This window comes from Ruminococcus sp. 8Y-12 (assembly GCF_058119865.1).
Genome location: NZ_CM176623.1, coordinates 262,327 through 288,008, shown reverse-complemented (window position 1 = coordinate 288,008; position 25,682 = coordinate 262,327). Strand labels below are relative to the sequence as shown.

General features: G+C 43.5%; 22 protein-coding genes. All 22 read left to right on the top strand.

What is annotated here, in order from left to right:
• The first annotated feature begins 175 nt into the window (after positions 1-175).
• The 22 genes from AC0THY_RS01115 (at position 176) to AC0THY_RS01010 (ending at position 25,621) form a co-directional block, all read left to right on the top strand.
• A complete protein-coding gene (locus AC0THY_RS01115; RefSeq protein ID WP_489992640.1) occupies positions 176-2,032 on the top strand; it encodes a DNA adenine methylase in 1,857 nt (618 codons plus the stop codon).
• A gap of 4 nt (positions 2,033-2,036) precedes the next feature.
• Entirely contained in the window at positions 2,037-2,861 is an 825-nt protein-coding gene (locus AC0THY_RS01110; protein ID WP_489992639.1) for a hypothetical protein, read from the top strand.
• A 12-nt stretch (positions 2,862-2,873) separates the two neighbouring features.
• Positions 2,874-3,812, top strand: coding sequence for an AAA family ATPase (locus AC0THY_RS01105; RefSeq protein WP_489992638.1), 939 nt, complete (start codon positions 2,874-2,876; stop codon positions 3,810-3,812).
• Positions 3,813-3,842: 30 nt separating this feature from the next.
• The gene (locus AC0THY_RS01100; RefSeq protein ID WP_489992637.1) at positions 3,843-5,102 is read left to right on the top strand and encodes a hypothetical protein; all 1,260 of its coding nucleotides are present in this window, start codon (positions 3,843-3,845) and stop codon (positions 5,100-5,102) included.
• Positions 5,103-5,695: 593 nt separating this feature from the next.
• Complete coding sequence (locus tag AC0THY_RS01095) at positions 5,696-5,995, top strand: PDDEXK nuclease domain-containing protein (protein WP_489992636.1); 300 nt, start codon at positions 5,696-5,698, stop codon at positions 5,993-5,995.
• A 166-nt stretch (positions 5,996-6,161) separates the two neighbouring features.
• On the top strand, positions 6,162-6,653 hold the full coding sequence (locus tag AC0THY_RS01090) for a PDDEXK nuclease domain-containing protein (protein WP_489992635.1): 492 nt from the start codon (positions 6,162-6,164) through the stop codon (positions 6,651-6,653).
• Positions 6,654-6,866: 213 nt separating this feature from the next.
• Positions 6,867-7,544 carry a transposase gene (locus tag AC0THY_RS01085; RefSeq protein WP_489992634.1) on the top strand — a complete coding sequence of 226 codons (678 nt, stop codon included), beginning with the start codon at positions 6,867-6,869 and terminating at the stop codon, positions 7,542-7,544.
• 140 nt (positions 7,545-7,684) lie between these two features.
• Positions 7,685-8,821 (top strand): AAA family ATPase, encoded by a 1,137-nt coding sequence (locus AC0THY_RS01080; RefSeq protein ID WP_489992633.1) that lies wholly within the window; start codon positions 7,685-7,687, stop codon positions 8,819-8,821.
• Complete coding sequence (locus AC0THY_RS01075; RefSeq protein ID WP_489992632.1) at positions 8,778-8,906, top strand: hypothetical protein; 129 nt, start codon at positions 8,778-8,780, stop codon at positions 8,904-8,906. Before AC0THY_RS01080 ends, AC0THY_RS01075 begins: the two co-directional genes overlap by 44 nt.
• A 69-nt stretch (positions 8,907-8,975) precedes the next feature.
• A complete protein-coding gene (locus tag AC0THY_RS01070; RefSeq protein WP_489992631.1) occupies positions 8,976-9,428 on the top strand; it encodes a hypothetical protein in 453 nt (150 codons plus the stop codon).
• A gap of 296 nt (positions 9,429-9,724) precedes the next feature.
• A complete protein-coding gene (locus tag AC0THY_RS01065; protein ID WP_489992630.1) occupies positions 9,725-9,904 on the top strand; it encodes a hypothetical protein in 180 nt (59 codons plus the stop codon).
• Positions 9,904-10,464: an ATPase gene (locus tag AC0THY_RS01060; protein WP_489992629.1), complete on the top strand. Its 561-nt coding sequence runs from the start codon at positions 9,904-9,906 to the stop codon at positions 10,462-10,464. Before AC0THY_RS01065 ends, AC0THY_RS01060 begins: the two co-directional genes overlap by 1 nt.
• A gap of 415 nt (positions 10,465-10,879) precedes the next feature.
• On the top strand, positions 10,880-11,137 hold the full coding sequence (locus tag AC0THY_RS01055) for a hypothetical protein (RefSeq protein ID WP_489992628.1): 258 nt from the start codon (positions 10,880-10,882) through the stop codon (positions 11,135-11,137).
• Positions 11,138-11,151: 14 nt separating this feature from the next.
• On the top strand, positions 11,152-11,865 hold the full coding sequence (locus AC0THY_RS01050) for an ATP-binding protein (RefSeq protein WP_489992627.1): 714 nt from the start codon (positions 11,152-11,154) through the stop codon (positions 11,863-11,865).
• Positions 11,866-12,205: 340 nt separating this feature from the next.
• Positions 12,206-12,583: a tyrosine-type recombinase/integrase gene (locus AC0THY_RS01045; protein ID WP_489992626.1), complete on the top strand. Its 378-nt coding sequence runs from the start codon at positions 12,206-12,208 to the stop codon at positions 12,581-12,583.
• 218 nt (positions 12,584-12,801) lie between these two features.
• Positions 12,802-13,266, top strand: a complete 465-nt coding sequence (locus AC0THY_RS01040; protein WP_489992625.1) for a low molecular weight protein-tyrosine-phosphatase — start codon at positions 12,802-12,804, stop codon at positions 13,264-13,266.
• Between the two features lie 75 nt (positions 13,267-13,341).
• On the top strand, positions 13,342-15,387 hold the full coding sequence (locus AC0THY_RS01035; protein ID WP_489994126.1) for a glycogen debranching protein: 2,046 nt from the start codon (positions 13,342-13,344) through the stop codon (positions 15,385-15,387).
• A 65-nt stretch (positions 15,388-15,452) separates the two neighbouring features.
• On the top strand, positions 15,453-16,385 hold the full coding sequence (gene cysK, locus AC0THY_RS01030) for a cysteine synthase A (protein ID WP_489992624.1): 933 nt from the start codon (positions 15,453-15,455) through the stop codon (positions 16,383-16,385).
• Between the two features lie 48 nt (positions 16,386-16,433).
• Positions 16,434-17,714 carry an O-acetylhomoserine aminocarboxypropyltransferase/cysteine synthase family protein gene (locus AC0THY_RS01025; protein ID WP_489992623.1) on the top strand — a complete coding sequence of 427 codons (1,281 nt, stop codon included), beginning with the start codon at positions 16,434-16,436 and terminating at the stop codon, positions 17,712-17,714.
• 105 nt (positions 17,715-17,819) lie between these two features.
• Positions 17,820-18,872, top strand: coding sequence for a metallophosphoesterase family protein (locus tag AC0THY_RS01020; RefSeq protein WP_489992622.1), 1,053 nt, complete (start codon positions 17,820-17,822; stop codon positions 18,870-18,872).
• 3 nt (positions 18,873-18,875) lie between these two features.
• Positions 18,876-20,450 (top strand): ATP-binding protein, encoded by a 1,575-nt coding sequence (locus AC0THY_RS01015; protein WP_489992621.1) that lies wholly within the window; start codon positions 18,876-18,878, stop codon positions 20,448-20,450.
• Between the two features lie 71 nt (positions 20,451-20,521).
• Entirely contained in the window at positions 20,522-25,621 is a 5,100-nt protein-coding gene (locus AC0THY_RS01010; RefSeq protein ID WP_489992620.1) for a leucine-rich repeat protein, read from the top strand.
• Positions 25,622-25,682 lie beyond the last annotated feature (61 nt).

Here is a 25,682-nt window from a genome sequence, read left to right as displayed (position 1 = left end):
CACTGGCATAAAAAATGGTTGTAGGGTATAATAGAGTAGCGCATAGGCATCCACGGACATTAGAAGAGCAGATGCAAAGAGATATCAGAAGGAATAGCAGGGTATGAGCAGGGAGCTTATAGAATGTAATCGTGGTGAATGTATGCACAAATGATGGATAAGGAGCTTTTTATTAATGCGATACCTTGGAAGTAAAGTGAAACTATTGACAGCAATTCAGGATGTCATTGATAAATATCATATTGAGGGAGATACCTTTGCGGACTTGTTTTCAGGAACAGGATGTGTGGGAGACTTTTTCAAAGACCGCTATAATATATTGACGAACGATTTTTTGTACTATTCAGCCGTTATGAGCAAGGCAAAATTAAAATATTCCAGTACTCCCCGGTTTCGAAGATTTAACGACAGATACCATATGGATATTTACGAATGGCTGAACCATCAGGAGTATACTCCTAATTCCACATATTTTATTTACAATAACTATACTCCAGTTGGAGACAGAATGTTTTTTACAGAAGAGAATGGCATAAGAATTGATGGGATTCGTCAAAGTATTGAAGAGCTGAAGAACAACAGAATTATAGATGAAGATGAGTATAATTTTTTGATTGCCTCTCTATTAGAAAGCGTCACAAGATATTCAAATACTTCGGGAACCTATGAGGCGTTTTTTAAATTCTGGGACTCACGGGCCTTAAATGAGTTTATAATCGAACCTCTGGCAATGAACGAGACCAACGGGCTGCGCGGTTTTGTATCCTACTCAGAGGATACGAACCAGCTGGTGCGGCGTATAGAGGGAGACATTGCGTACATAGATCCCCCGTACACCGTCACCCAATATGTGTCAGCCTATCACCTTTTGGAGACACTTGCCAAGTACGACTATCCGAATATTGCCGGGGTTGGCGGCAAGAGGGGAAGAGGAGACAAAAACTCTTTGTATGCCAGAAGATTAGGTGCAAAAACGCAGTTTGAAGATTTGTTCAGACAGATCAAATTCACGCACGTCATTATAAGTTATAGTAATCAGGGGCTGGTACCATTGGAAGAGCTTGTGGAACTGGCAGAGGTATTTGCAGTGAATCACCAGGTTCACGTAGAGCATTTTGATTATAAGGAATATCAAAATCACCGTTCCAGTAACAAGGGCAACGGAAGGAACCTAAACGAAGTGATCATTTATTTTAAAAAGGATTTATCGGTAAATAAATCTCCCCTCAACTACTCCGGAAGCAAAGATACCATGGTTGAAAAGATTAACCGGGAATTACCGGCAAGGGTCGATACCTTTGTGGATGTTCTGGGCGGAGCGTTTAATGTGGGGGCGAATATCTTTGCTACAAATACGGTGGTTTATAATGAAATAGACAGGCGCATATACGAGACAGTACGGTGGCTGACACAGTCTGAAAAATCGGACATCATTGAAAGCGTGGAGCGCTGCATCAATGAGTACCAACTGGGCAAGGGGCTGGAAGAACCGTATAAGAAATTGAGAGATTACTACAATTTCCAGGGCACTTGCCTGGAACTTTTCGTTTTGCACATGTACGCCTTCCAAAATATGATCCGGTTTAATAATAGCCAGAAATTCAACACACCCATTGGAGTGGCCGGATACAGTGATGACATGAAAAGCAGAATAGAGCACTTTGTGGCCAAGTGTGAACAGGTAGAATTTATCAATCAGGACTATGTCAACCTGGACTGGGAATCATTTCCGAGCGATACCGTGTTCTATTTCGACCCGCCGTATTATATAACAAACGCGGCCTATAATGATGGCAGGCGCGGGGGAAAAGGGTGGACCATCAAAGAGGAATTGGAATTGCTGGACATTTTAACCGGGCTTGACAGCAATGGGCAAAAATTTATATTATCCAATGTGGTGGAGCACAAAGGCAAGAAACATGAGATTTTGCTAAATTGGGTGGCTCAGCATCAGTTTCATATCATTAAAGCAGGTGTTACGGGGTGGAGATATGCAAAGAACGAAGTGCTGATAAAAAACTTTGAGAGGTGAAATTATGGAACACAGACTGGTTTTTTCGCAAGATCTGGAAAATAAGTTTATTTCATCTTCCGCAGACAGTAAAAATGCCTGGAACAGCATTGGAGCTGCAGACTATATGGATTTAATGGAAGTGGCTGTGGATAAGTTAAATACAGCCTTCGAAAAATTGAATATTACAGAATTTATGTTTAATAAAACGGTAGAGATGTATGGGCAGTCCAATACCTATTTTGGTTTGATTAAGAATGAGGACAATACGGTTCTTGCCTATGTGTTTGTTATCCCTCCCAAATATGAAACGAGGTCCGGAGTGCTGGCCCAGCAAGTGTTTCCGGTCATGTCCGGTATAACACCAAAATTGAATCACTCAAAAGACATAAGAATTACCAACAGGCCGGTCTATATCATTAACCTGAATGAGTGCAGATTAACAGCGGCTACGGCGGTAAATATCGTCAGTGGTCAAATTCTTGGATTTCGTTACGTGGATGTGTATGACAGAAACATAGATGCGGTTCTGGTGTCCCATGGTATGAAACCGAAGATAAAGACGGTAGCTGATTATGACGACATGGTTGCAAAAGTAAATAAATCAGGATGCAACGAGTTCTTTTCTTTGGACCAGGCAAAAAAGGTGATAACATTTTTAACGACAAGATTAAAGGATGGTATCCATGTAAACAATGAACCTTATTGGTTTGCATTAAAGGCATATGCTGCAGCTTATTTGGCAAAAGCGGAGGGGTACCGGTTTGATCTGTCTCAAATCAACACATTAAAACGCGGTAATAAAACCTTGAACGCGTTTCGGGACTTTGCAGAGAAAGCGGACAAATAGGAGGAAAAGAAAATGCAGACAATATATTATGGTGCACCGGGCACCGGAAAAAGCCACGAGATCGATCACATGTTGTCCGGAAAGGGGATTCCTGATGAGTATATCTTTCGTATCACCTTCCATCCTGATTTCACATACAGTGATTTTGTGGGACAACTTCTCCCTACTGTGATAAAGAGCGGGCCATCCAAGGGGGATATTACCTACGCCTTCTCAAAAGGAGTCTTTACCCGGGCCATTGAAAAGGCGTATGAAGATACCTCCAAAGAGGTATATCTCATTTTAGAGGAGATGTCCAGAGGAAATTGCGCGGCTATTTTCGGGGATATTTTCCAGCTGCTAGACAGAGAGAAGACAGGAATGGATAAAGGGTACAGCAAATACTTTATCAACAATGAGATGATTGCAATAGACATTTTGGCTTTAACGGATGACAGGGTGAAGCTGCCTCCGAATTTGTCTATTTTGGGAACAGTAAATACCTCTGATCAAAATGTCTATGTTATGGATACTGCTTTTAAGAGAAGATTTGAGTGGGAGTATATCAGCACAAAACCAGTGGGGACTCCTTATAAAAATAATATAAATATAGCTCTCTTTGACGGCAGCAAAACTATTGACCTAATGTGGACTGATTTATATGGTGTATTAAATATCTTCATCTCCTCAGATAAGTGGCTGGGCCTGGGGGAGGACAAGCAGATCGGGCAGTTCTTTATCGAATTTGACACGAGCACAGGCTGGGCAGACCATAAAAAGCAGGTAAAAAACAAGTTGCTGCATTACCTTTGGTTTGACATCGGGCAGTCCTCCTACAAATCGGAGGTATCGCTGTTCGATGATGCGGTTTCAAACTTTGCACAGCTCTATGATCTGTTTGAAAACGACAAAAAAATATTTAGTGATACGTTTTTTGACTGTATCGATAAGTGGAAAGCCGGGGTGTTATAAACCCGTAAGAGCGCAAGGGGATGGTTAAAAATGCGAATATTATACGGACAGGACAGTGAAAATGTGATACAAGATCCTACAGTTAAGATATCCCTGCATCCGGGAGATACCCGGTTTATCAAGAAGGAGAAACGGACTGTTTATGATTTTGTGGGATTCGTAATTCATGATAAGGAAACTCTGGCTGTTTTTCCCAAACATTATTTTAGTGAAAGCGAATTATCCATACGAAACAAGACCGGGGCTGTAAAAGATGAAGATATCTTGCTTCTCTTTCAAGTGCTTCGTAAATATACAGAGAGCACCAAATCGAAAGCAAAAGCAGACAGATATCTTGGGAGCATAGAGGAATATGAGTCGGACTATCCTTTTCAGGCATTTTTTGATGTGTATGACTATTATACGAAGTATGGGATTTATTTTGAAGAAGAGGATATTGTAACAGCTGGTCAAAAGGGGAAAATATCGTGGAAACACACTATACAGCGCTCTAATGTAATTGTCAGCGGAGGAAATATAGTATATATCCCTCTCTATTCAAAACAGAAAAATGTAAAGAGTGCATTTATCAGTGACTGTATGATTTTCGTTATCAACCATACAATAAGAAATTTCCCTTATTTTCTTTCAATCAAACCCATAACGGGGCAGTATAAAGAGCAGGATTTTATTAGAAACAGGGACTATGTGCTGAGAACACTCTATCAAACAAGGAACCATATATTTAAGGATATCCATAAAAAGCTGGTTTCATCACTGATTGATTTTTTTGAAGAGTTCGACTCCCTGAAACACGGAGGTGCCATTCATTTAAAGATTAATTACTTTGATGCAATATGGGAGGCTATGGTTCATAAGTACCTGAATGATTGCTTTGCGGGAATAGAGGCGTCCGGGGACAGCATCGTATTTGATGAGACATTGTCCAAATCGCCTGTAAGTTTTAATAAGGCTACCTTCGAGATTGATAATTCTGTAAATGGTTTTAAGATAATGCTGGACCATTACGGGATACAAAAAGGGGAACAATATATTTTTGATTCTAAATATTATTATAAACCGAATAAGTTAAATTACAAACAATTTACATACAATATGGTTGTTGACAGCTATAAATATGGAGCGAAAGGAATAAAAACGTACAGTGCGCTCTTGCTTCCTGGGAATAAAGTCAGCGGTCTTCATCTGGATCTTAAGAAAGAGTTTGGAGGTCTTAAGGGCGGGCCGCATCAGATTATTGAGCAGTATTTGGATATTAAGAAGGTTATGATGCATTATGTGGAAAGTTAGGATAGAAAACGATTGATGATCATATCCTTGTGGCTCTTACCATTGTGATTGCAGAATCTAATCCGGAAGAAAAGGAAATGATGATAAGCGTGATTCTGACTTGCTTGCAACCATAAAATTGGATATTGTTTTACAGGAACGAATCATTTATAGTGAAATAGAGATGTATCGAGACCGTAGTATGCGGTGCAAATGTGATTGTAGAAACTTGACTTTCAGCTTGCCGGGGTGGTGTTTAATGACAGCGTAAGGAGAGAGGCAATCAACCATGAACAGATGCGGAAATTCCTGAAGTTTGAACATGACGATAACTGCTATAGAAAGAGTATGTGATAAGTGTGGCACAAAGATTGAGGGGTGTTGTGATTAATGATTAGATTTTCGGAGAAAGACTGGAAGAAATTTCGCAGCAAAATTGCTGGATGGCAGGAAGCTTATATGGAATAGAGGCGGTTAGGAATGGATGGGGCGTAAAGGAACTGGGAAGATAATATGACAGTGCATTATATGAACGGTTAGCATTGAGCAGAGACAAAGAGGGGGTAGAGCGGTTATCAACAGAAGGACAAATAATTGAGAAACCTGAAGATTGATTGAAAGACACATATATTATAGGGTTTACGGGTTTGCCAGAACTTGTAAAATATTCAGAAACGGATTTGGAAACAAAGATAATTGATCATTTACAGGAGTTCGTGCTGGAATTAGGAAGAGGATTTACTTTTGTTGGAAGACAAGTGAGATTCACTTTTGAAGATGAGCATTACAGAGTAGATTTGGTGTTTTTTAATCGTCTATTACGTTGCTTTGTACTCTTTAATTTAAAAATAGGACGATTAAAGCATCAGGATATAGGCCAGATGCAGACGAAAATGCACGCTATTGGTATATGAAAGAAGCTGTTGTCGAGAACTGGAGTTCTAGAACCTTAGATCGTAATATCAGTACGCAATATTATTATAGGCTACTTCAGGCGCCGAAAAAAGAGACTGTAATTGAAGAAATGAAGCAGAAAACAGCAGAACTTCAGAAAAATCAGTTTAACTTATCAAGAGTCCGGTGATTGCAGAATTCCTTGGATTCAAAAATGAGGATACTTACTTAGAGGGAGATTTAGAATCTGCTATTCTTTCACATATTAGAGATTTTTTGATGGAATTGGGCAGAGGATTTGCGTTTGTGGCTCGTCAGCAACATATTATAACGGAAACTTCGGATTACTATTTAGATCACGTTTTTTATAATATTGAACCTAAGTGCTATGTCCTAATTGATTTGAAGATGGGAAGAATTACTCATCAGGATGTGGGACAGATTGATATGTATGTGCGTATATATGATGATTTAAAGCGAGGGCATGGAGATAATCCCACCATTGGAATTTTATTGTGTTCAGAAACTTATGAGGATATTGCCAGATATTCAGTACTTCATGATAATAACCGATTGTTTATATCAAAATATCTGACTTATTTGCCTACAAAAGAGCAGTTGAAAGCAGAGATTGAGCGTCAGAAAGAAATTTTTTCTATGCAGCATTCAGATTTTTGAGAGCAAATGGAGGTGGCAAGATTTAAAATGAGAAGTAGAGGGTATCCATTACCTAAATCACACGACAAATTATTTGCCACGGCAACATACAAACTGTGCTTTACAGAGGGTAGAAAAATAAGGCATGACAGAAAGAAGAAAGCAGGATTTGTGATATGATACCCCTTAAGTAGACAAGGTAAATAACCAAAATCTACTTAAGGGGGTATTTTTATGGCCAAACCACGATACAGTCCAGAATTAAAAGAAAAGATTATTAATGAATATCAGTCAGGTAAATTAAATCATTCGGATTTAAGAGAGATTTATAAAATGAATCCAGATACCATATATAAATGGATTGGAAAATATGAGTTATACGGAATAGAAGCTTTTATAAAAGGTAAAAGTAACTGCACTTATTCAAGAGATTTCAAAACCAAGTGTGTTGAAGAATATATTTCTGGAAAGGGTTCTTTGCTTGATATATGCGCCAAATATAATATTTCTTCTGACTCTGTTCTTCTCAAGTGGATTGAATGTTATAATGCCAATAGAGAACTTACGGACTACTGTCCTAAACGGGAGGTCTATATGGCAGAAGCAAGAAGAAAAACAACTATCGAAGAACGTAAAGAAATCGTTGAATATTGTATTAACCATAATCGTAATTATAAAGATACCGCAGCTCTTTATGATATTTCTTATAGTCAGGTTTATTCATGGGTAAAGAAATATGACGTCAACGGAGAAGAATCATTAACAGATAAACGAGGTCATCATAAGACAGATGATGAGGTGGATGAATTAGAGCGTCTAAGACGTGAAAATCTCAGGTTAAAGCGACAACTTGAAGAAAAGGATATGTTGACAGAACTGTTAAAAAAAGTGAAAGAATTCGAAAGGATGTGAGGTTAGGAAAGTTACGATATGATTCCAGATTTATGGCAATAAAGCACTTTTTTGAAACTAAGGATTGGAGCATTAACTGGATGTGCAAACAACTGGATTAGAGCAGACCACAATTATAAGAAGTGAGGCGGTGCAAAAAAATGGAATTGAATAAGCTCCACATTAGAAATTATAGATGTTTTAAGGATACAAATATTGATTTAGATAATCATTTGACATTGTTTGTCGGTAAGAATGGTGCTGGGAAGTCCACAATACTGGATGCAATAGCAATAGCAATCAGTTCTTTTTTGTGTGGTATTGAGGGGACTGCAAGCAGAAATATGCTGAAGGAAGATGCGAAATATAATTTTTATGAATTAGATGGCATTATTGATTCACAGCACCAATTTCCAGTAGAAATTACGGGATATGGCATATGTAATGGTAAAAAGGACTTGGAATGGACACGTTCTCTAAATTCAGCGGGAGGGAAAACGACATTAAAAGATGCCCGTCAGATTATTGATATTGCGGAGCAGATGCAGAAACAGATTATGATAGGAGATACGGAAATTGTTCTGCCTATTTTATCCTACTATGGAACAGGAAGGCTTTATGCCCAGAAAAAGGAAAAGAGAAATTTAAAAGCCCTTCAAAAATTTAACCGCCAGGTGGGATACCTGGACTGTATGGCAGCCGAGTCAAATGAAAAAATGATGCTGAACTGGTTTGAGAAAATGACATTGAAAAGCCTGCAGAGTCAGCAAAAGATTGGAAATATAGAAAAAATAACACAATTAAAAGTAGTTGAAAAAGCTGTGTGCAGATGTTTTCAGAAAATTAGTGGGGCGAAAGATCCTGAAATCTCTTTTGATCTTGATACACATCGGATCATAATGGAATACACAAATGATGCCAGAGAAAAATGTAGATTTTCACTTAATGAAATGAGTGATGGATATAAGAATACATTAAGTGTGATCAGCGATATAGCTTACCGAATGGCAGTACTAAATCCTCAGCTGGGAGAGAAGGTACTGGAGAAGACACCGGGCATTATTTTGATTGATGAAATTGACCTGCATCTTCATCCTGAATGGCAGCAGACTATATTGAATGATCTGCAGAGCGTTTTTCCGGAAGTACAGTTTATTGTCACTTCATATGCTCCGGCTGTCATTCATTCTGTTGAGAAAGAGCACATTCGGATTCTTGATAATGGACAAGTTTATATGCCTGCAGAGCAAACCTATGGGAGAAGTAAAGAAGGCAGAAGAATTGTTGAATCAAATTGAAGAAATTATAGGAAATACAGACCCTGAAATAAGTGGGGCAAGAGTAACTTTGGATTTTGAAAAAATGCAAGAGGAATCACAGTGATATTAATTCGGAGAGGGAAGGAACCGGATAGTCTATTACAGTATAGGAAAAGCAATCAGGAAGCATCATATGAAGAATTACCATCGAAACCACGTGAAGATATTCGCAGGCAAATGTGGGAGGAACAAAAAGGACTGTGTGCATATTGTATGTGTAAGATTAAAGCCCCCGGAAGACGTAAGAATTGAGCATTACAGTGCCAGACATCCCAAAAGCGGAACATATCATGCAGCAAATACATTAGACTATAAAAGTATGCTGGGGGTATGCTATGGGAACAGCCTTCATCCAGGAATAAAAGTGGAAGATAAGACCTGCGATGCCCATAGAGGGAATATTCCGCTGACCGTAGATCCTCGTGACATTTACTCGATTAGAAAAATCCGTTATACTTTAGATGGTTATATTACGTCAAATGATAAAGGGATAAGAACAGACGTAGAAGATACTTTAAATTTAAATTGTAAAGCTAGTTCATTGCCAGAGAACAAAAAATGTTTACGCCTTATTGTGGTATCGTGATTTCTTGGTTGGAGAAGCAGCTTAGTATAAATTAATTAGTTGAGAAGTGATAAAGCAGGGTGTTTTGACAACATGAACCATAAGTATAAAAGATACGGTTTTAAAGAGTTTATGCCAACAGAATGAAGATGTTTACACTTGATTTGCGTTATATCATAGAAAGGGCTTTTATTTGATAGATTTTGGCATTGGTGTAGGAAGAGGTCATAAGATGTAGCGGAAACAGGAGTTGTAGAACTGAGAAGAGCTTGTTATAATAAGGATAAAAGAAAATGCAAGTAGCAAGGAGAATTGTTATGTGCGATGTAAAAAAATATGAAAAATTATATCAGGAAATAAAGCGATTAAAGCCAGAAGATACTTTACAATTAGTTATGGAAGCGGAAACGGAAGAACAGAGAGAATTTTATCAAGTAGTAGGAGACTTTCTGCTTCAAAGAAAACAGAGAGAAGTTATTGAAAGGAATCTCTTTTAATGAAGAAATATATACTGATAGCGGGTGTAAATGGCGCTGGTAAATCTACACTTTATGAGACGCTGGACATTTTAAAAGATATGCCGCGTATCAATACTGATGAAATCGTGAAAAAAATGGGAGATTGGCAGGATACATCTGTTTTGATGAAGGCAGGGAAAAAAGCGGTTCAGCTGCTTAATCATTATTTGATGGAAGGGATTTCATTCAACCAAGAAACTACATTATGTGGAAAATCCATCCAAAGAAATATCAGTAAAGCAAAAGAACTGGGATATTTTATTGAATTGCATTATGTAGGTGTAGATAGTGTTGAGATCGCAAAAGAAAGAGTTAAAAAGAGAGTAAGTAAAGGTGGACACGGAATCCCAGAAGCAGATATAGAAAAACGTTATTTAGAAACTTTCCGAAATTTAAAAGAGATTCTGCAAATTTGTGACTTAGCAGCTTTTTATGATAATACAGAAGAGTTTCGGCGTTTTGCTATTTTTCGAAATGGTGAAGCAATCAGGTTATCTCATACGCTACCAAAATGGATTGAGGAAAAGGAAATTATTTAGTGAGGGGGTAGGATAATTTATGAGGAAGACTATTTTAATATTGCATAACTGTTGTTTTAAAGAATTGAAAATAAGAAGTATAGATAAATGAAAATGCCGGACTGATTGATTCAGTCCGGTCAGACTGTAGTAAGTAGGTAATCATCCGTACCTTTACAAAACATGAAATCCCCCAGTAAATCTCTGGGGGACTTTGGTTTATTACTTTTTAAATTTGCTGCGACAGTCATCCGGAAGGCTGGCTGACCATGGACGCATAAGCGCAGCTACACGCCGAAAGACTGGGTGATCATCCCCTCGGATATGCCCGCCGAATACAAAGACTATGGCTATTGGACGGGACCTTATTTCCAGCAGAAAGCGTCCGCTATCGGCCCCAGCATCCGTGCTTTGATCGATGCAGTCATTCAGAAATATGCTGGAAAAGTACTCACCGGAAGCCCTGGAACGTTGCTGTAAAGACTCTGTCTTAGCCGGGAAATGCAACTATTCCTATATCTGCAACACAATCTCAACTTACCATAAGGAGCCAGCGCAGAGTACGGTACCACAGAGCAAACCCAAAGAAGAGGCTGCAACAGCCGTGTCCGGTGCTTACAAAGATGACGACAGCAAGTATTCCCTTAAGAACCTGCTGAAGCGTCAGGAAACGGAGGCTGGCAATGAAGAATGAGACTACCGATATCTATGAGATGTTGGACACACTATCTTTGCCGGTGGCTGCCCAGCGCTTTGCGGAACTGTCTGAAAGCCCTGAATTCGGCAGCTATACCGCTTTGCAGTTCATTCGTGAAAGTCCTGGAGCCTCAGTATATAGAAACCCTCAATAAACGGTTTGAAACAAATCTGCGGCTCAGCAGCCTGATCACCAAAGGGGCTGTGGCTGAGAACCTGAAAACCGGTAACGGGCGCATCTATAATGATGCCACTGTTGAACGGGTTCTGACATTCCACTTTGCTGAGAATCGGCAGAATGTGGGGGTCTATGGAGTCACCGGTGCCGGCAAGTCCTATTTCCTGTTTGCCTGTTGTGTAGAAGCATGCAGGTGCAATTACCGCTGTAAGTTTGTAGACTATAGTGATCTGCTGGACGAACTGATTGTTCTCAACCGGCAGGAAGATCTGAATAAGTACCGTAAGAGGATCAGATACTATGCACGGATCCAGCTGCTGTTCATTGATGACTTCGCTATCAGCCGGTATTCCGAGGAAGGGATCAAGATCCTATACCATCTCATAAAGCTTCGGGATGACCTTGGAACCTCCACCCTCTTCACCTGTCAGTATTTACCAGATGAGTGGAGAAACCAGCTGAGTGACGAGAAGGAGTGCTACGGTAAGCTTGACGGAATCCGGCGAAGGCTGACTACAGGATTTACCGTACTGATTGAGAGGACATAGCCTTGAGTGACAACGATTAATACTGATTAGCAGGGTGGGATACCCCAGCCCTGCTGATCTCTCCAACCTGTCCGCCTAATATGGCCCGGACTGTCCGGGAAATGCGGCCCTGTTGTCCGCAAAAAGTGGCTATTTGAAGAGCACATTTTAAGAAATACTATGATGGTATTTATATTTTGTTTTATACAGGGCTTCGCATATCCGAATTTGTAGGGCTGACAAAGAGTGATATTGATTTTAAAGGAATGAAGATCAACGTAGATCATCAATTACAGAGATACCATGAAAAGGGGTATCAGATGTTGAACCTAAAACAGAGAGCGGCATCAGGCAGATTCCCATGACAAGGGAGGTTGCGGAATGTTTTAGAAGAATTATTCAGGCTAGGGTGAATCCAAAGGTGGAGCCAATAATTGACGGGTATACAGGATTTCTTTGGCTTGATAAGAATAATATGCCAATGGTTGCGCTGCATTGGGAGAAATACTTTCAGCATATATGTCAAAAATATAAACGTACCTATAAGATACAAATGCCAAAAGTGACGCCGCATGTATGCCGACACACATTTTGCAGTAGAATGGCGGCAGCAAGAATGAATCCGAAGACGTTGCAATACATTATGGGGCACAGTGAGATCGGGGTTACACTTAATACATATACACATTTTGGATTTGATGAAGCAAGTGTAGAAGTAAAAAGAATCTCAGGAGAATGAGGAAAGACGGCAGATAATAAATTATCTTCATTCAGAGGTTTGAAAATATCCAGGTGCAAATCAGATGTCTGTGCACCTGGATTTGCACCTTCCAGTGAAAAAGTTATGCAAAAGAATATCACCTTTTGCAAGAGGTACTATAAGAAAGAAAAATACAAATTGCTGATATATTCAAGATTTGCAGGAATTTAAAATAATTAGGAAAGGATACAGAAATCATGATAAAAATACTATTCGTCTGCCACGGCAATATCTGCCGCTCCCCCATGGCAGAATTCATTATGAAACATATGGTAAAGGAGAGGGGCATTGCCAAGGAATTTTACATCGCATCCGCTGCCACCAGCTCCGAGGAAATCGGCAATCCGGTTCATCCCGGAACAAGAAAAAAGCTAAGAGAATATGGGATTTCCACGGATGGAAAATATGCGGTAAAGCTTAAAAAGAGCGACTATGACAATTACGATTACCTGATCGGCATGGAGCAGTGGAACATTCGAAACATGCTGCGGATACTGGGCAGTGACAGTCAGAAAAAGGTATGGCGTCTGTTGGATTTTTCGGAACAACCAAGGGACATTGCAGATCCCTGGCACACAGGTGATTTTGACACTACTTATCAGGACATTGACGAGGGCTGCAGGGCATTTTTGGATTATCTGGCCCGGAATCAGAGCATTTAGCCTGAATGGAAGGGGAAACGGAGGCATGATTTGAGACCAGGAGAAGAATTGATTACCATAGACACTTATGAACAGATGATACCGCTGGACGTGGTGGGGGGATTTCCAGTGAGGCCGGGAATGTATGATGTAAATGGAGCTACCGCGCTGACGGGTGCGGTCAATTTCACGGTGCATTCCAAGTATGCAACATCCTGCGAATTGCTCCTGTTCCGAAGGGAGGAGGAGGAACCATACGCTATTCTTGCGTTTCCCAAGCACTATAAAATAGGCAATGTGTATTCCATGATTGTCTTTGGGCTTGATATTGGGGAATTTGAGTATGCTTACCGTTTAGACGGCCCCTGGATGCCGGAAAAGGGACTTCTGTTTGATAAAAATAACACGCTGCTGGATATGTATGCCAAGGCGGTCACAGGGCAGAGTGTGTGGGGAGAGAAAAAGAGTAAGGATAAAAATTACCACGCACGTGTGGTAAAAAACAATTTTGACTGGGGAAATACGGTTCAGCCGCTGCTTCCCATGAGTGATTTGATTATCTATGAAATGCATGTGCGGGGATTTACCAGGCATGATTCCTCGGGAGTGAACCATCCCGGAACCTTCGCAGGACTGATGGAGAAGATCCCCTATCTGAAGGAACTGGGCATTACTGCTGTGGAGCTGATGCCCATTTTTGAGTTTGATGAGACTATGGGAAAGCGGCAGGTGGAAGGCCAGAATCTTCTGGACTATTGGGGGTATAATACCGTGAGTTTTTTTGCACCCAACACCAGTTATACGGCTGCGGAGGAGTACAACCGCGAGGGAACAGAGCTAAAAACGCTGATTAAGGAGCTCAATGCAAATGGGATCGAAGTCATTCTGGATGTGGTGTTCAACCATACTGCGGAGGGAAACGAGGAAGGTCCGTTTATCTCCTTTAAGGGATTTGACAATAACATTTATTATATGCTGACACCTGACGGTCATTACTATAATTTCAGCGGCTGCGGAAATACCATGAACTGCAATCATCCTGTGGTTCAGGAGATGATTGTGGAGTGTCTGCGCTATTGGACCACAGCTTACCGGGTGGACGGGTTCCGGTTTGACCTGGCCAGCATTTTGGGGCGGAACGAGGACGGTTCACCTATGCAGGACCCTCCCCTGCTTCAGCGCCTGGCCTTTGACCCTATCCTTGGAAATGTAAAACTGATTGCTGAGGCCTGGGATGCGGGTGGACTTTACCAGGTAGGGAATTTTCCTGCGTGGCACAGGTGGGCTGAGTGGAACGGTAAATACAGAGATGATCTGAGAAGCTTTCTCAAAGGGGATTATTGGATGGCTCCGGAGGCGATCAAGAGAATTACAGGGTCTTGGGATTTGTATCAGAAGGGATATGAGGGATACAATTCTTCCGTGAATTTTCTGACCTGCCACGATGGATTCACCCTCTACGATCTGTACGCATATAATGAAAAGCACAACTATGCCAATGGATGGAATAACACGGACGGCGCGGATGACAATCGCAGCTGGAACTGCGGAGCAGAGGGGATGACAGAGGATGAGAATGTCAATCAGCTGAGGATGAAGCTGATGAAGAATGCCTGCGCAGTGCTCATGTGCAGCCGGGGAACTCCCATGTTTCTGGCTGGAGATGAGTTTGGTAATACCCAGTTTGGTAATAATAATGCCTATTGTCAGGACAATGAAATCTCCTGGCTGGATTGGAATCTCTTGGATAAGAATAGAGAATTATTTGATTTTTTTAAGCGGATGATCGGGTTCCGCAGGGCGCATCCGGCTGTGCGGCGTGATCTGGAGCCTGCCAAATGCGGTTTTCCGAAGGTCAGCACGCACACGCAAAAGCCCTGGAATGGGGATATTACCAGTGAAACCAGGGTTATCTGTGTCATGTATGCCGGGTATGATGGTGACAGGGGAATGGATGATATCGTATATGTTGCAATCAATGTCTACTGGGAGGAACAAAAGATCATCCTTCCGGGCCTCTCTGAAGGATGGGGCTGGCAGCTGTACGCCTGCACTGGGCAGAAAAAAACTGGGGGAATCTGGGATGCGATGAGAATGGAACCACGAAGCGTTGCTGTGTGGCAGGCAGTGGGGAGATTTTAAAAAAACTTTGTTTTTCCCATAAGCTGTATTATAATAAGTAAAGAATGGTTCAGGAGGAAAATAATGTGATTTATAATAATGTGTTGGAGGCCATCGGTCATACGCCTATGATTCGCTTAAATAAAATGACGGATGAGGACTCCGCAGAGATTCTGGTAAAATATGAAGGCGTCAATATTGGCGGTTCTGTGAAAACGAGGACTGCCTACAATATGCTTAAGGCTGCGGAAAACGAGGGGAAACTGAAAAAGGATTCTATTATCGTGGAGCCCACAAGCGGAAACCAAGGTATTGGAATCGCACTGGTAGGGGCAGTGAAAGGTTACCAGGTGAAAATCATTATGCCGGACTCTGTAAGTGAGGAGCGGCGAAAGCTGGTACAGCAGTACGGGGCGGAAGTGGTGTTGATTCACGATGACGGGGACATTGGAAAGTGCATTGATGAGTGCCTTCAGACCGCTCTTAGGATGGAGAGAGAGGACCCCAAAGTTTTTGTCCCTCAGCAGTTTACCAACCCCAACAACCCACTGGTTCACAAGTACCATACAGCTGTGGAGATTCTGGAGCAGATAGAGGGGCCTGTGCATGGCTTTTGCTCCGGTGTGGGAACCGGGGGAACGCTCTCTGGCATTGGGGAGGTGTTGAAAAACCAGTATCCGGATATCACAATCTGGGCGGTGGAACCGGAACACGCGGCGATTCTTTCCGGGGGAAGTATTGGTACCCATCTGCAGATGGGAATCGGCGACGGACTCATTCCGGAGAACCTGAATATGGATATTTATGAGGATATCTGTGTGGTCACGGATGAGGAGGCGCTGGAAGTTTCCAAAAGACTGGCCAGAGAGGAAGGACTGCTCTGCGGGATTTCCAGCGGGTCCAATGTGGCGGCAGCGATTAAACTTGCTAAGAAGCTGGGGGCTGGTAAAACAGTGGTCACTATTTTGCCGGACACCGGGGAGCGGTATTTCAGTACCGTATTGTTTGAGGAGAATTAAGCGGTTTTATCGGGACGATGAATATTAAATAGCAAAGGAGAAAAGCAAATGAGTAATTATCAGATTGAGACAAAATGTATCCAGTCAGGCTGGCAGCCGGGGAAGGGACAGCCAAGAGTGCTTCCGATTGTACAGAGCACCACTTTTAAATACGATACTACAGATGAGATGGGGAAGCTTTTTGACCTGGAGGAGGACGGGTATTTTTACACACGCCTTCAGAATCCCACCAATGACGCTGTGGCGGCAAAGATTACGGACCTGGAAGGGGGTGTGGCAGGGATGCTCACCTCCTCCGGCCAGGCGGCAAATTTCTATGCAGTCTTTAATATTTGCGAGGCAGGGGACCACATTGTGTGCGGCGCTACTGTATATGGAGGGACATTTAACCTGTTTGGGGTGACCATGAAAAAGCTGGGGATTGAGTGCACCTTTGTGGATGTGGATGCGCCTGCTGAGGAGATTGAGAAAGCGTTCCGCTCCAACACGAAAGTAGTATTCGCGGAGACAATCGCGAATCCCGCCCTTGTGGTGCTGGATATTGAAAAATTTGCCAAACTGGCCCATGACCATCAGGTACCATTGATTGTTGACAATACATTTGCAACCCCGGTTAACTGCAGACCGTTTGAGTGGGGAGCAGATATTGTGACGCATTCCACCACCAAATACATGGACGGGCACGCTATGCAGGTTGGCGGGGCAATTGTGGACAGCGGAAACTTTGACTGGAACGCTTATGGGGACAAGTACCATGGTCTCACCCAGCCGGATGACTCATACCATGGGGTCATATATACCGAGCGGTTTGGAAAAGCAGCTTACATAACAAAGGCTACTGTACAGCTTATGAGAGATCTGGGCTCCATTCCCTCTCCGCAAAACTGCTTTTTATTAAATGTGGGATTAGAAACCCTGCCGCTAAGGGTGGAGCGTCACTGCTACAATGCGCAGAAAGTAGCAGAGTATCTGCAGGCGCATGAGAAGGTGACAAACGTAAACTATGCCGGTCTTCCGGGAGATAAGTACTATGAGCTGGCAAAGAAATATATGCCAAAGGGAACCTGCGGTGTCATTTCCTTTGAAGTATCAGGTGGAAGAGAGGGGGCAGTGCGCTTTATGGACAGTCTGAAGCTGGCAGCCATTGTCACCCATGTGGCGGATGCACGCACGAGCGTACTGCATCCGGCCAGCCATACCCATAGACAGATGAATGACCAGCAGCTGGCTGAGGCGGGAGTTTCTCCGGGAATGATCCGCTTCTCAGTGGGGATAGAAAATGTGCAGGATATTATTGCAGATTTAGAGCAGGCGCTGAAGAATGTTTAATTTTTAACGAGCTGTCATTTTTGACCGGGTCATTTCCGAAAATGACCCGGTCGTTTTTGAAAAATGACCTGGTCAAAATGGTAAAAGTGGAGAGGAGGGGGAGAAATGCGTTTTTTTCACACAGCGGATATCCATCTGGGCGCTGTACCGGATACGGGGTTTGCTTGGAGCAGGGAGCGGGAAAAGGAGATCTGGGAGAGCTTTCGCAGGTTGATTGGTAAGGCAAAGGAGGAGCAGATCGATCTGCTTCTCATTGCAGGGGACCTTTTTCACAGGCAGCCGCTGCTGCGGGAATTAAAGGAGGTAAACTATCTTTTTTCTGGACTTAGCCATACCAAGGTGGTCCTGATCGCCGGAAACCATGATTATTTGAAGAGGGACTCGTATTATCACAGATTCTCCTGGAATGAAAATGTGTTGTTTTTGGGGGAGGATCGCTGTGGGCACGTGGAGTTTAAAGACATTGAAACGAGTATCTATGGCTTTAGCTATGCCTCCAGAGAAATCAGGGAACCTCTGTATGACAGTATATGTGTGGAAAGTGACAGGTGTTTTAAGATTCTTCTGGCACACGGAGGGGATGAGAAGCATATCCCGATTGACAGGAGAAAGCTTATGACATCCGGATTTGACTACATAGCCCTGGGGCATATTCACAAGCCGCAGGTGCTGGTTCCGGGCCGCGCGGCTTATGCGGGAGCACTGGAGCCTTTGGAGCGCAACGATACAGGACCTCATGGCTATCTGGATGGCGTATGGGAAGGAGGCCGCCTTTCCCTTGATTTTGTGCCCTGGGCATGCAGAGAGTACGTCTCTCTGGAGATTGGGTCGGATGAGCGGCAGACCGATTACTCTATGAGAAACAGAATTGTTAAGATGATAGAGAAGAGGGGAAAAGAGCATATCTACAAAATAAGGATTTCTGGATTTCGAGATCCCGATATAGTTTTTCATACAGAGGTATATTCCGATCTGGGAAATATAGTGGAAGTTCTGGATGATTCGGAGCCTGCCTATGATTTCGGGAAGCTTTTGGAATCGCACAGAGAAGATCTGGTGGGTGCATACATTGAAGAGCTATATCGCCCCGGAATGGGAAGTACTGAAAAAAAGGCTCTGTACTACGGAGTGCAGGCCCTGCTGGGACAGAAGGGATAAAAAATGCGGATACTGGAATTACAAATCAAAAACTTTGGAAAATTCGCAGACAAAACACTGCGGTTTCACCAGGGAATGAATATTATGACTGGTGCAAATGAAGCGGGAAAGACAACGATTGTCTCCTTTATCTGCGGTATGTTTTACGGAATCGAAAAACAGAGAGGCAGAGCATCCGGGAGAGATGAATACAGTCTCAGACAGCCTTGGGAAAATCCCGCATATTTTGCCGGCGTAATGCACTTTGAGAGCGGGGGGAAGATCTTTCGTCTGGAGAGAAGTTTTCACACCAGAGAAAAGCGGGCATCCCTGGTATGTGAGACGGATGGTGAGGAGCTCTCCATTGAGCACGGCGACCTTGCAGTTCTGTTGGAGGGAATGAGTGAGACAGCCTTTCGCAACACGATCTATATCACCCAGGGTTCAAGCGAGGCAAAGGCCGGGCTGGCAGATGAGGTGAGACGCTATATGGCAAATCTCCAGAGCGCGGGAGACAGTGAGATTGATGTGAACGGGGCGCTGGCGAAGCTGGATGAACAGAGAAAAGCCCTGGAGGGGGAGCAAAAGCGAGAGCTTATGCGGGCATCCGGGAAGTGCCGGGAGATCCAGATGAAGCTGGACTATGTACAGCAGGAGATTCAGACTCTTCATGAGGAAGCCCTGGAGAAAGAGAGGGCAGTGTGCCGGGCGCAGGAGGAATGGCAGGAGGCTTTACATCAGCAGGAGGCTTGGAAGGCACAAGTGCAGGAACCAGAGAGCAGGGATAGCAAGAGAAAGAGAGAACTTCTGTTGCTTCTTCTGGGGCTGTCCGCTATTGTAACCAGTGCCCTGGTACCGGGGATTTGGTTGAAAGGGATGACTCTGGCAGGATGGCTCGCATTGTTTGGAATCTTTTGGTGGAGGAGAAAACGCAGTCTGGAAAATGAGGAAGAGATGGATCTGGAGAGCCAGGAGGAGCTGCAGAGGCAACAGGGAGCACAGCAGGTTCAGACCTTGGGGCAGGAGTGCCAGAGGCTTATGTGGCAATTGGAGCATTTCAAGGAGGAGATAAGGGAGAAAGAGACAGCCAGAGACAATTTAAGGGAAATGATTGAGGAAATTGGGCAGGAAAGCTACAGCAGGGGGTATTTTCAAGAGGAGCTGGAGGCAGTGAAACTAGCGATTTCCACCGTAAAAAAGGTTTCGAAAGAGCTCCATCAGCGCTTGGCCGATGAGCTGAACCGAAGGATTTCAGAAATTTTGAGTGTGATTACAGAGGGAAGATATACCAGTATCTTTTTAGATGAGGATCTAAGCATTAAAATCAACACGCCCAATAAATTGCTGACCATAGAGCAGGTGAGCAGAGGAACCATGGATCAGATATACTTTGCGCTGCGTATGGCTGCCGGGGAGCTTATCAGCCAAAAGGAGCCTATGCCGATCATCCTGGACGATGCATTTGCTATGTACGATGATGAAAGACTTCGTCAGACCATCGAATGGCTAATGGATACCGGGCGCCAGGTGCTGCTCTTTACCTGTCATGAGAGAGAACAGAAGATCTATGAAGAGATTTTGGAAATGGAAGAGAAGTGAAAAAGTATGTAAATAACTTGGTAATAGGGGGTTCTGTAATGATCGAAGCGGGGACAGAGCAGGAGGGAAAGATGAAGAAAAGGATATTGAGTTTTATTTTATGCATTGCAATATTGTGCAGTAATAGCGGCCTGACTTATGCAGCAGATTTTACACAGGCGAAAAGTGGGGAGGAAAGCCTGCCGTTTACTTTTTTACCCACAAAGTATGGAGTGGAGAACGCAGATGTACTTGCCAATAAACTGGAGATCACAGATTCGGATACCTGGGTGGAGGCGGTGATCGACCAATTCCTGCTGGTACTTCGTCAGGAAGTTGATGATGCATTTGCCAATATTTATTTGGTGGGTCATTCAGGCCTGATTAAAAAATTTACGGTGTCAACCAAAGATGAAAATTGGATTGCAGATAACAACTACGGGTGGCTGTCCAGTGTACCTGCGATCTCTACCCTTAGATCTGCCGCTCATTTTCAAGAATCATACAGTGAGGTTAATAAAGATGAATACTGTGACACTCTTTACAAGATTCTCAATCCGGATACCGGGAAATACGATGTTCTAAACGCATCAACCGGAGCTTACTATGAGTATGGCCTGGATGACATCTATTCCCTGGCCTACTATGGGAAACCTACCAGATCTCTGGGTATCATTAAGGACGGGAAATATGGGCTGATGAATTTGCACGGAGAGATCATTTATGAGACCAAATATGAGGAAATTCGGGCCGTAGCAGGTGTTACAAATGCAGGTGTAACTCACTATATAAGTTCTTCAAAGGAGCATGGCCAGTATAAGCAGGCGCTGTTCAATGATGCGGGAAGCTTGAGCGGGGAATATTTATATGAGAGCGTGCAATCCTATGAGGATGACACAGTTGTGATCTGCGAAACGGATGACGGGTATGGCGTGCTGGATGCGGAAACCGGGGAGGAATTGGCTCCGTGCAGCTTTAATAAGGCTTACTATATGGGGAAGGGGACGGTAGCCCTCACTCAGTATATCTATGAGTCAGCAGATGGTCAGGACAAGAACCGGTGGCAGACCTGTCTGGTATCCCGCAGTGGAATAACGGCTTTGAATGTAAAATATGGCGGAGAATACTCCAAGGTCTTGGATACACCGAAAGATGGCGTATGCGGAATCAGTATAGGCAGCATGGAAAAATATGATGTAAACGATTATGGCTGGTGGGCTTGGGGAGAAAAGCCCAGCTTTATGGGGGCAATGGACCATGAGGGAAATCAGATGTTTCCTTATGATGAGGGAGCGGAGTACGAAAATTATGGGGGCAATTACTGGCTGAAAAAAGTGAGAGACACTTCTCTGCCGGATGATATCGTTTATGATTATACGGTTTTGGACAGAAAGGGGAATGTCATATGGAGTTTGGGAAAGGTCAGGTCTGTCTCCCTTGCGTACTGCAATGAGCGATATCTATACGTCACTGTGAATGACATGGAGGGGCGGTACTTTGCCAAAATCTACGATACTGCAGGCAAAAAGCTGGTTTTTGACCAGGAAAATGTGTCTCCAACCTGGGTCAATGAAAGCATCTGGCAGCCAACGGAGCATTTGATTGAGCTGTATAAAAATAATGAAGGGACGCCTGAAGCCTATGGTCTTTTCAATACACAAAACGGAAAGTTCTCCGGTTTTAACAGGGAGACCTCGACTTTTTCTATGGATGACTGGAAGGAGTATGTAAACGAAGAAAAATGCCTGTTCTATGATCCTGGGCAGGATAAGATTATGAATGAAGATTTTAAGATCGTACTGGATACCGGTGATATCCCATATGGGGAAATCCATTTTACGGATAAGGGAAACATTGCTTTTACTGGAGGCGGCAGTTACATAGTCTATGATATGGACGGTAGACCGCTTTCCCAATATATCCAGGACCGATATACGGAAGAGGGGTGGTATCGCTGCATGGATCTGATGGCAGTCTCTGAGAGTGAAGATGGGTTTATGGGGTTTTGCGACAAAGAAGGAAATATGGTGATAGAGCCTCAGTACGAAGATGTATCAGATATGAGATATGGGATGGCTTTTGTGATGAACAGTTATTATGATCACTCCGAAAGCGGAGTCATTAATAAAAATGGAGAATATCTGATAAAAGGCAATTACGGTAGGATGAGTAATAGTCAGAATTATCAGAACTTTTTGAATTGCGCAGTGCTTATTCTCCCCTCCAGTGAATCCAGAGACATTTACTATTTTTATGACCTCACTGAAAACATCAGAAATCAGAAGAATACACTTGGGGAAGAGGAACTATTCGGAGCTTACCACGATTACCTGGACAACCCGTTTTACAAATCCATGCAGTCATCCATCTATGACGCAGCAGCAGAGGTGCTGGCATCACGGACAGACGAAGACGACTGCTGGTCTGCATTAAAGACATTGTTTTCCGGGGGAACTGTGAGAGCGCTCAAAGAGATATTGGGAGGTTATAGCGGAGCCAATTTCAGTGAAAAGGAGATCGAGGATCAGGTGGCCGTGGAACTGGTCCGCCAGATTGGAAACAGTGACAGCATAGCGGAAGAAGCAGTGAGTGACTTAAACAACACTTTGGAATGGACCGATAAAATCTACACGATTCTCTCAAAAGCCAGCGCCTCCCGGAGCATCAGCTATCAGGAGAAGCTGGAGGTGGCAAAGGCCGTGGCGAATCCTAACCTTACCGTCCAGGCCAGCAAAATCATCGAAAAGGTGGAAGAAGAGTGGGAATCTATTGATCAGATATTCAAGAAGGCAGGTGTGGTGGGTGACTTTTTGAGTGTTTCCGTAACAGTGATCACTCTGGTGAATCTCCAGTATGAGGTGGTGACTAAGCTTCTGGATGTGACGCTGGAGGGGAGCAGCTTCTATAATGGGCTTAAGCGCCTTCAGAAAAGGCTGGGCGGTGACTACGTGGTGGACGAGTTCATGAAAAAGTTCGGGGAGGACGAGGTGTGGGAACTGCTTGCAAAGGGAATCGCTTCCACTGGGGCAAAAAAAGTGGTCACTCTGTTTGCGGGCGGTACAGGTTTGGGGGTAAGTTCGGCGTTGGCGCTGGCGGAGGCAGGGTTCTGGATTGTGGGCACCTGTATGCCGTCCCCCTCTTACGATGATCTGATCAAAGCCAATTTCAGTATGAGTGCGGCTGCTGCATTGGGAAATGCGCTGGCAAATGAGAGAAGAAATATTGCCAGCCATTATAAAAAGACAGGTACAAGCGCGGACAAAGCTCAGAGAAAACGGTATAAATTTATTTACAATGCTTATGTGACAGCGCTGAAGGTACAGGCGGAGAATCTCAGCAATATTGCAGTGGATGGAAAAAAGGATACGCTGCAATTTTGCATAGATAAATTTGCACCCAAACTTACTTACAAGAACTATATCAATTCCTGTCTGAAGAATATGAATCTGGCATTGGAAGAAAAGTATGTGTATAAACTGAATGAGGACGGAACCGCAGTCATTACCGGGATAGAGCAGAATGCCGCCTACAGTGCAAGGAGTATAAGTCCGGGCGGAGATTTAATCAGCATACCGGAGACCATCGACGGGCACATAGTTACCGGAGTTGACGGCTCTGCGTTTTTCGGCAGTTCCACGGTTGCGGGAATTTTACTGCCTGATACGGTTCTAAAAATAGGGGAGAATGCGTTTGGCGGCTGCGAGAGATTGAATACGGTATTTTTGGGAAATCAGACTGCAGAAATCGGAGCAAATGCTTTTGCGGGGTGCAGCGCTTTGTCTGATGTGCGGATTCCCGGCAGTGTGGAGGCTATCGGAGAAAAGGCTTTTGCGGACTGTGAGAATCTGGTCTTGGTGTGTCCCACAGATAGCCTGGCTCAGAACTATGCCCAGAAAAATGAAATATCCACACGCAGCGAAAAGAAGTCTTTGGTAAATCTGGAGCTTTATACACAGTCCCATAAACAGGCCTTTCTATCCTCAGAACATCTGGATCTGACAGGCCTCAGTTTAAAGGCAGTTTACGAAGACGGCAGCAGTGAAATTGTGACGGGAGGATTTACTGCATTAACCGAAAGCAGACAGGCTGGGCAAAATACCGTGCAGCTCATCTATGGAGGGAAATGTGTATCCTATCAGGTAGAGATCACGGCTGATCCACAGGAGCTGGAGACATATGAGATCCGCTATGAGGATGAAACAGGAGCCAAACTTGCCCCTGGCAAGACTGCTCAGGCTATGTTTGGCAGCACCAAAACTGAATTTGCAGTGGAAATCCCGGGGTATATCCCAACAAATGAGGAAATACAGATCAGAGTGGGCAGCTCTGAAGAATGGGTATTTGTATATAGAGAGAAAAAAAGACTGGATATAGACGAGACGCAGATATACAGGGAGATTCAATATGAATACACAGGGCTGCCCATTACTCCCGTTCTGGCTCTTTTCTACAATGGACAAGAGCTTATTCAGGGCAGGGATTACCGCATGGATATGGAAAATAATATAGAAGTGGGAACGGGGCAGGTGAGAATCTGGGGAGTTGGTGAGTATAGCGGAGTTATGGTTTTTAACTTTTATATTGAAAATCCGGATGACCAAGATCAGACAGATTCCCCGAAGACCGATCCGCCGGCGGACCAGAATCAGCCGAAACCTCAGAAACCGGTTCTGGTGCGGCAGATACGCTTGTCAGGAATATCAAAACAGATCGCTGCAGGAAAAAAATTCACCTTAAAGGCCAGCGTTTCCCCTGCGAACGCATCCAGCAAAGTACTGAGCTGGAAGTCCAGCAACCTGAAAGTGGCAGCCGTGAACAGCAAAGGCGTGGTCACCATGAAAAGGGGCTCAGGAGGCAAAAAGGTAACCATCACCGCCCAGGCAAAGGATGGAAGCGGAGTCAAGGCAGTGTACAAGCTCACCTCCATGAAGGGCGTTGTCAAAAAGATTACAGTATCCGGGACAAAATCGGTAAAGGCAGGAAAAAGTCTGAAACTAAAAGCAAAGGTAAAGGCATCCAAAAAGGCAAATACAAAGCTTAAATGGAGCAGCAGCAATACAAAATATGCCGCAGTGGGAAGTACCGGAAAGGTGAAGACAAAAAAGGCAGGAAAGGGAAAACGGGTAAAAATTACAGCCTGGGCAACAGACGGAAGCGGGAAGAAAAAAACGGTTACACTGCGCATCAGATAAAAACATCCCCATTGGAAACCATTTTTGTTAAAAATGGTTTCCAGTGGGGATACTCATATAA

Bases quoted from the DNA above. Each gene is read 5' to 3' on its own strand.
- AC0THY_RS01115 (WP_489992640.1), top strand. From the start codon at position 176: ATGCGATACCTTGGAAGTAAAGTGAAACTATTGACAGCAATTCAGGAT.
- AC0THY_RS01110 (WP_489992639.1), top strand. From the start codon at position 2,037: ATGGAACACAGACTGGTTTTTTCGCAAGATCTGGAAAATAAGTTTATT.
- AC0THY_RS01105 (WP_489992638.1), top strand. From the start codon at position 2,874: ATGCAGACAATATATTATGGTGCACCGGGCACCGGAAAAAGCCACGAG.
- AC0THY_RS01100 (WP_489992637.1), top strand. From the start codon at position 3,843: ATGCGAATATTATACGGACAGGACAGTGAAAATGTGATACAAGATCCT.
- AC0THY_RS01085 (WP_489992634.1), top strand. From the start codon at position 6,867: ATGGCCAAACCACGATACAGTCCAGAATTAAAAGAAAAGATTATTAAT.
- AC0THY_RS01080 (WP_489992633.1), top strand. From the start codon at position 7,685: ATGGAATTGAATAAGCTCCACATTAGAAATTATAGATGTTTTAAGGAT.
- AC0THY_RS01075 (WP_489992632.1), top strand. From the start codon at position 8,778: ATGGGAGAAGTAAAGAAGGCAGAAGAATTGTTGAATCAAATTGAAGAA.
- AC0THY_RS01070 (WP_489992631.1), top strand. From the start codon at position 8,976: ATGAAGAATTACCATCGAAACCACGTGAAGATATTCGCAGGCAAATGT.
- AC0THY_RS01065 (WP_489992630.1), top strand. From the start codon at position 9,725: ATGTGCGATGTAAAAAAATATGAAAAATTATATCAGGAAATAAAGCGA.
- AC0THY_RS01060 (WP_489992629.1), top strand. From the start codon at position 9,904: ATGAAGAAATATATACTGATAGCGGGTGTAAATGGCGCTGGTAAATCT.
- AC0THY_RS01055 (WP_489992628.1), top strand. From the start codon at position 10,880: ATGCTGGAAAAGTACTCACCGGAAGCCCTGGAACGTTGCTGTAAAGAC.
- AC0THY_RS01050 (WP_489992627.1), top strand. From the start codon at position 11,152: ATGAGATGTTGGACACACTATCTTTGCCGGTGGCTGCCCAGCGCTTTG.
- AC0THY_RS01045 (WP_489992626.1), top strand. From the start codon at position 12,206: ATGACAAGGGAGGTTGCGGAATGTTTTAGAAGAATTATTCAGGCTAGG.
- AC0THY_RS01040 (WP_489992625.1), top strand. From the start codon at position 12,802: ATGATAAAAATACTATTCGTCTGCCACGGCAATATCTGCCGCTCCCCC.
- AC0THY_RS01035 (WP_489994126.1), top strand. From the start codon at position 13,342: ATGATACCGCTGGACGTGGTGGGGGGATTTCCAGTGAGGCCGGGAATG.
- AC0THY_RS01025 (WP_489992623.1), top strand. From the start codon at position 16,434: ATGAGTAATTATCAGATTGAGACAAAATGTATCCAGTCAGGCTGGCAG.
- AC0THY_RS01020 (WP_489992622.1), top strand. From the start codon at position 17,820: ATGCGTTTTTTTCACACAGCGGATATCCATCTGGGCGCTGTACCGGAT.
- AC0THY_RS01015 (WP_489992621.1), top strand. From the start codon at position 18,876: ATGCGGATACTGGAATTACAAATCAAAAACTTTGGAAAATTCGCAGAC.
- AC0THY_RS01010 (WP_489992620.1), top strand. From the start codon at position 20,522: ATGAAGAAAAGGATATTGAGTTTTATTTTATGCATTGCAATATTGTGC.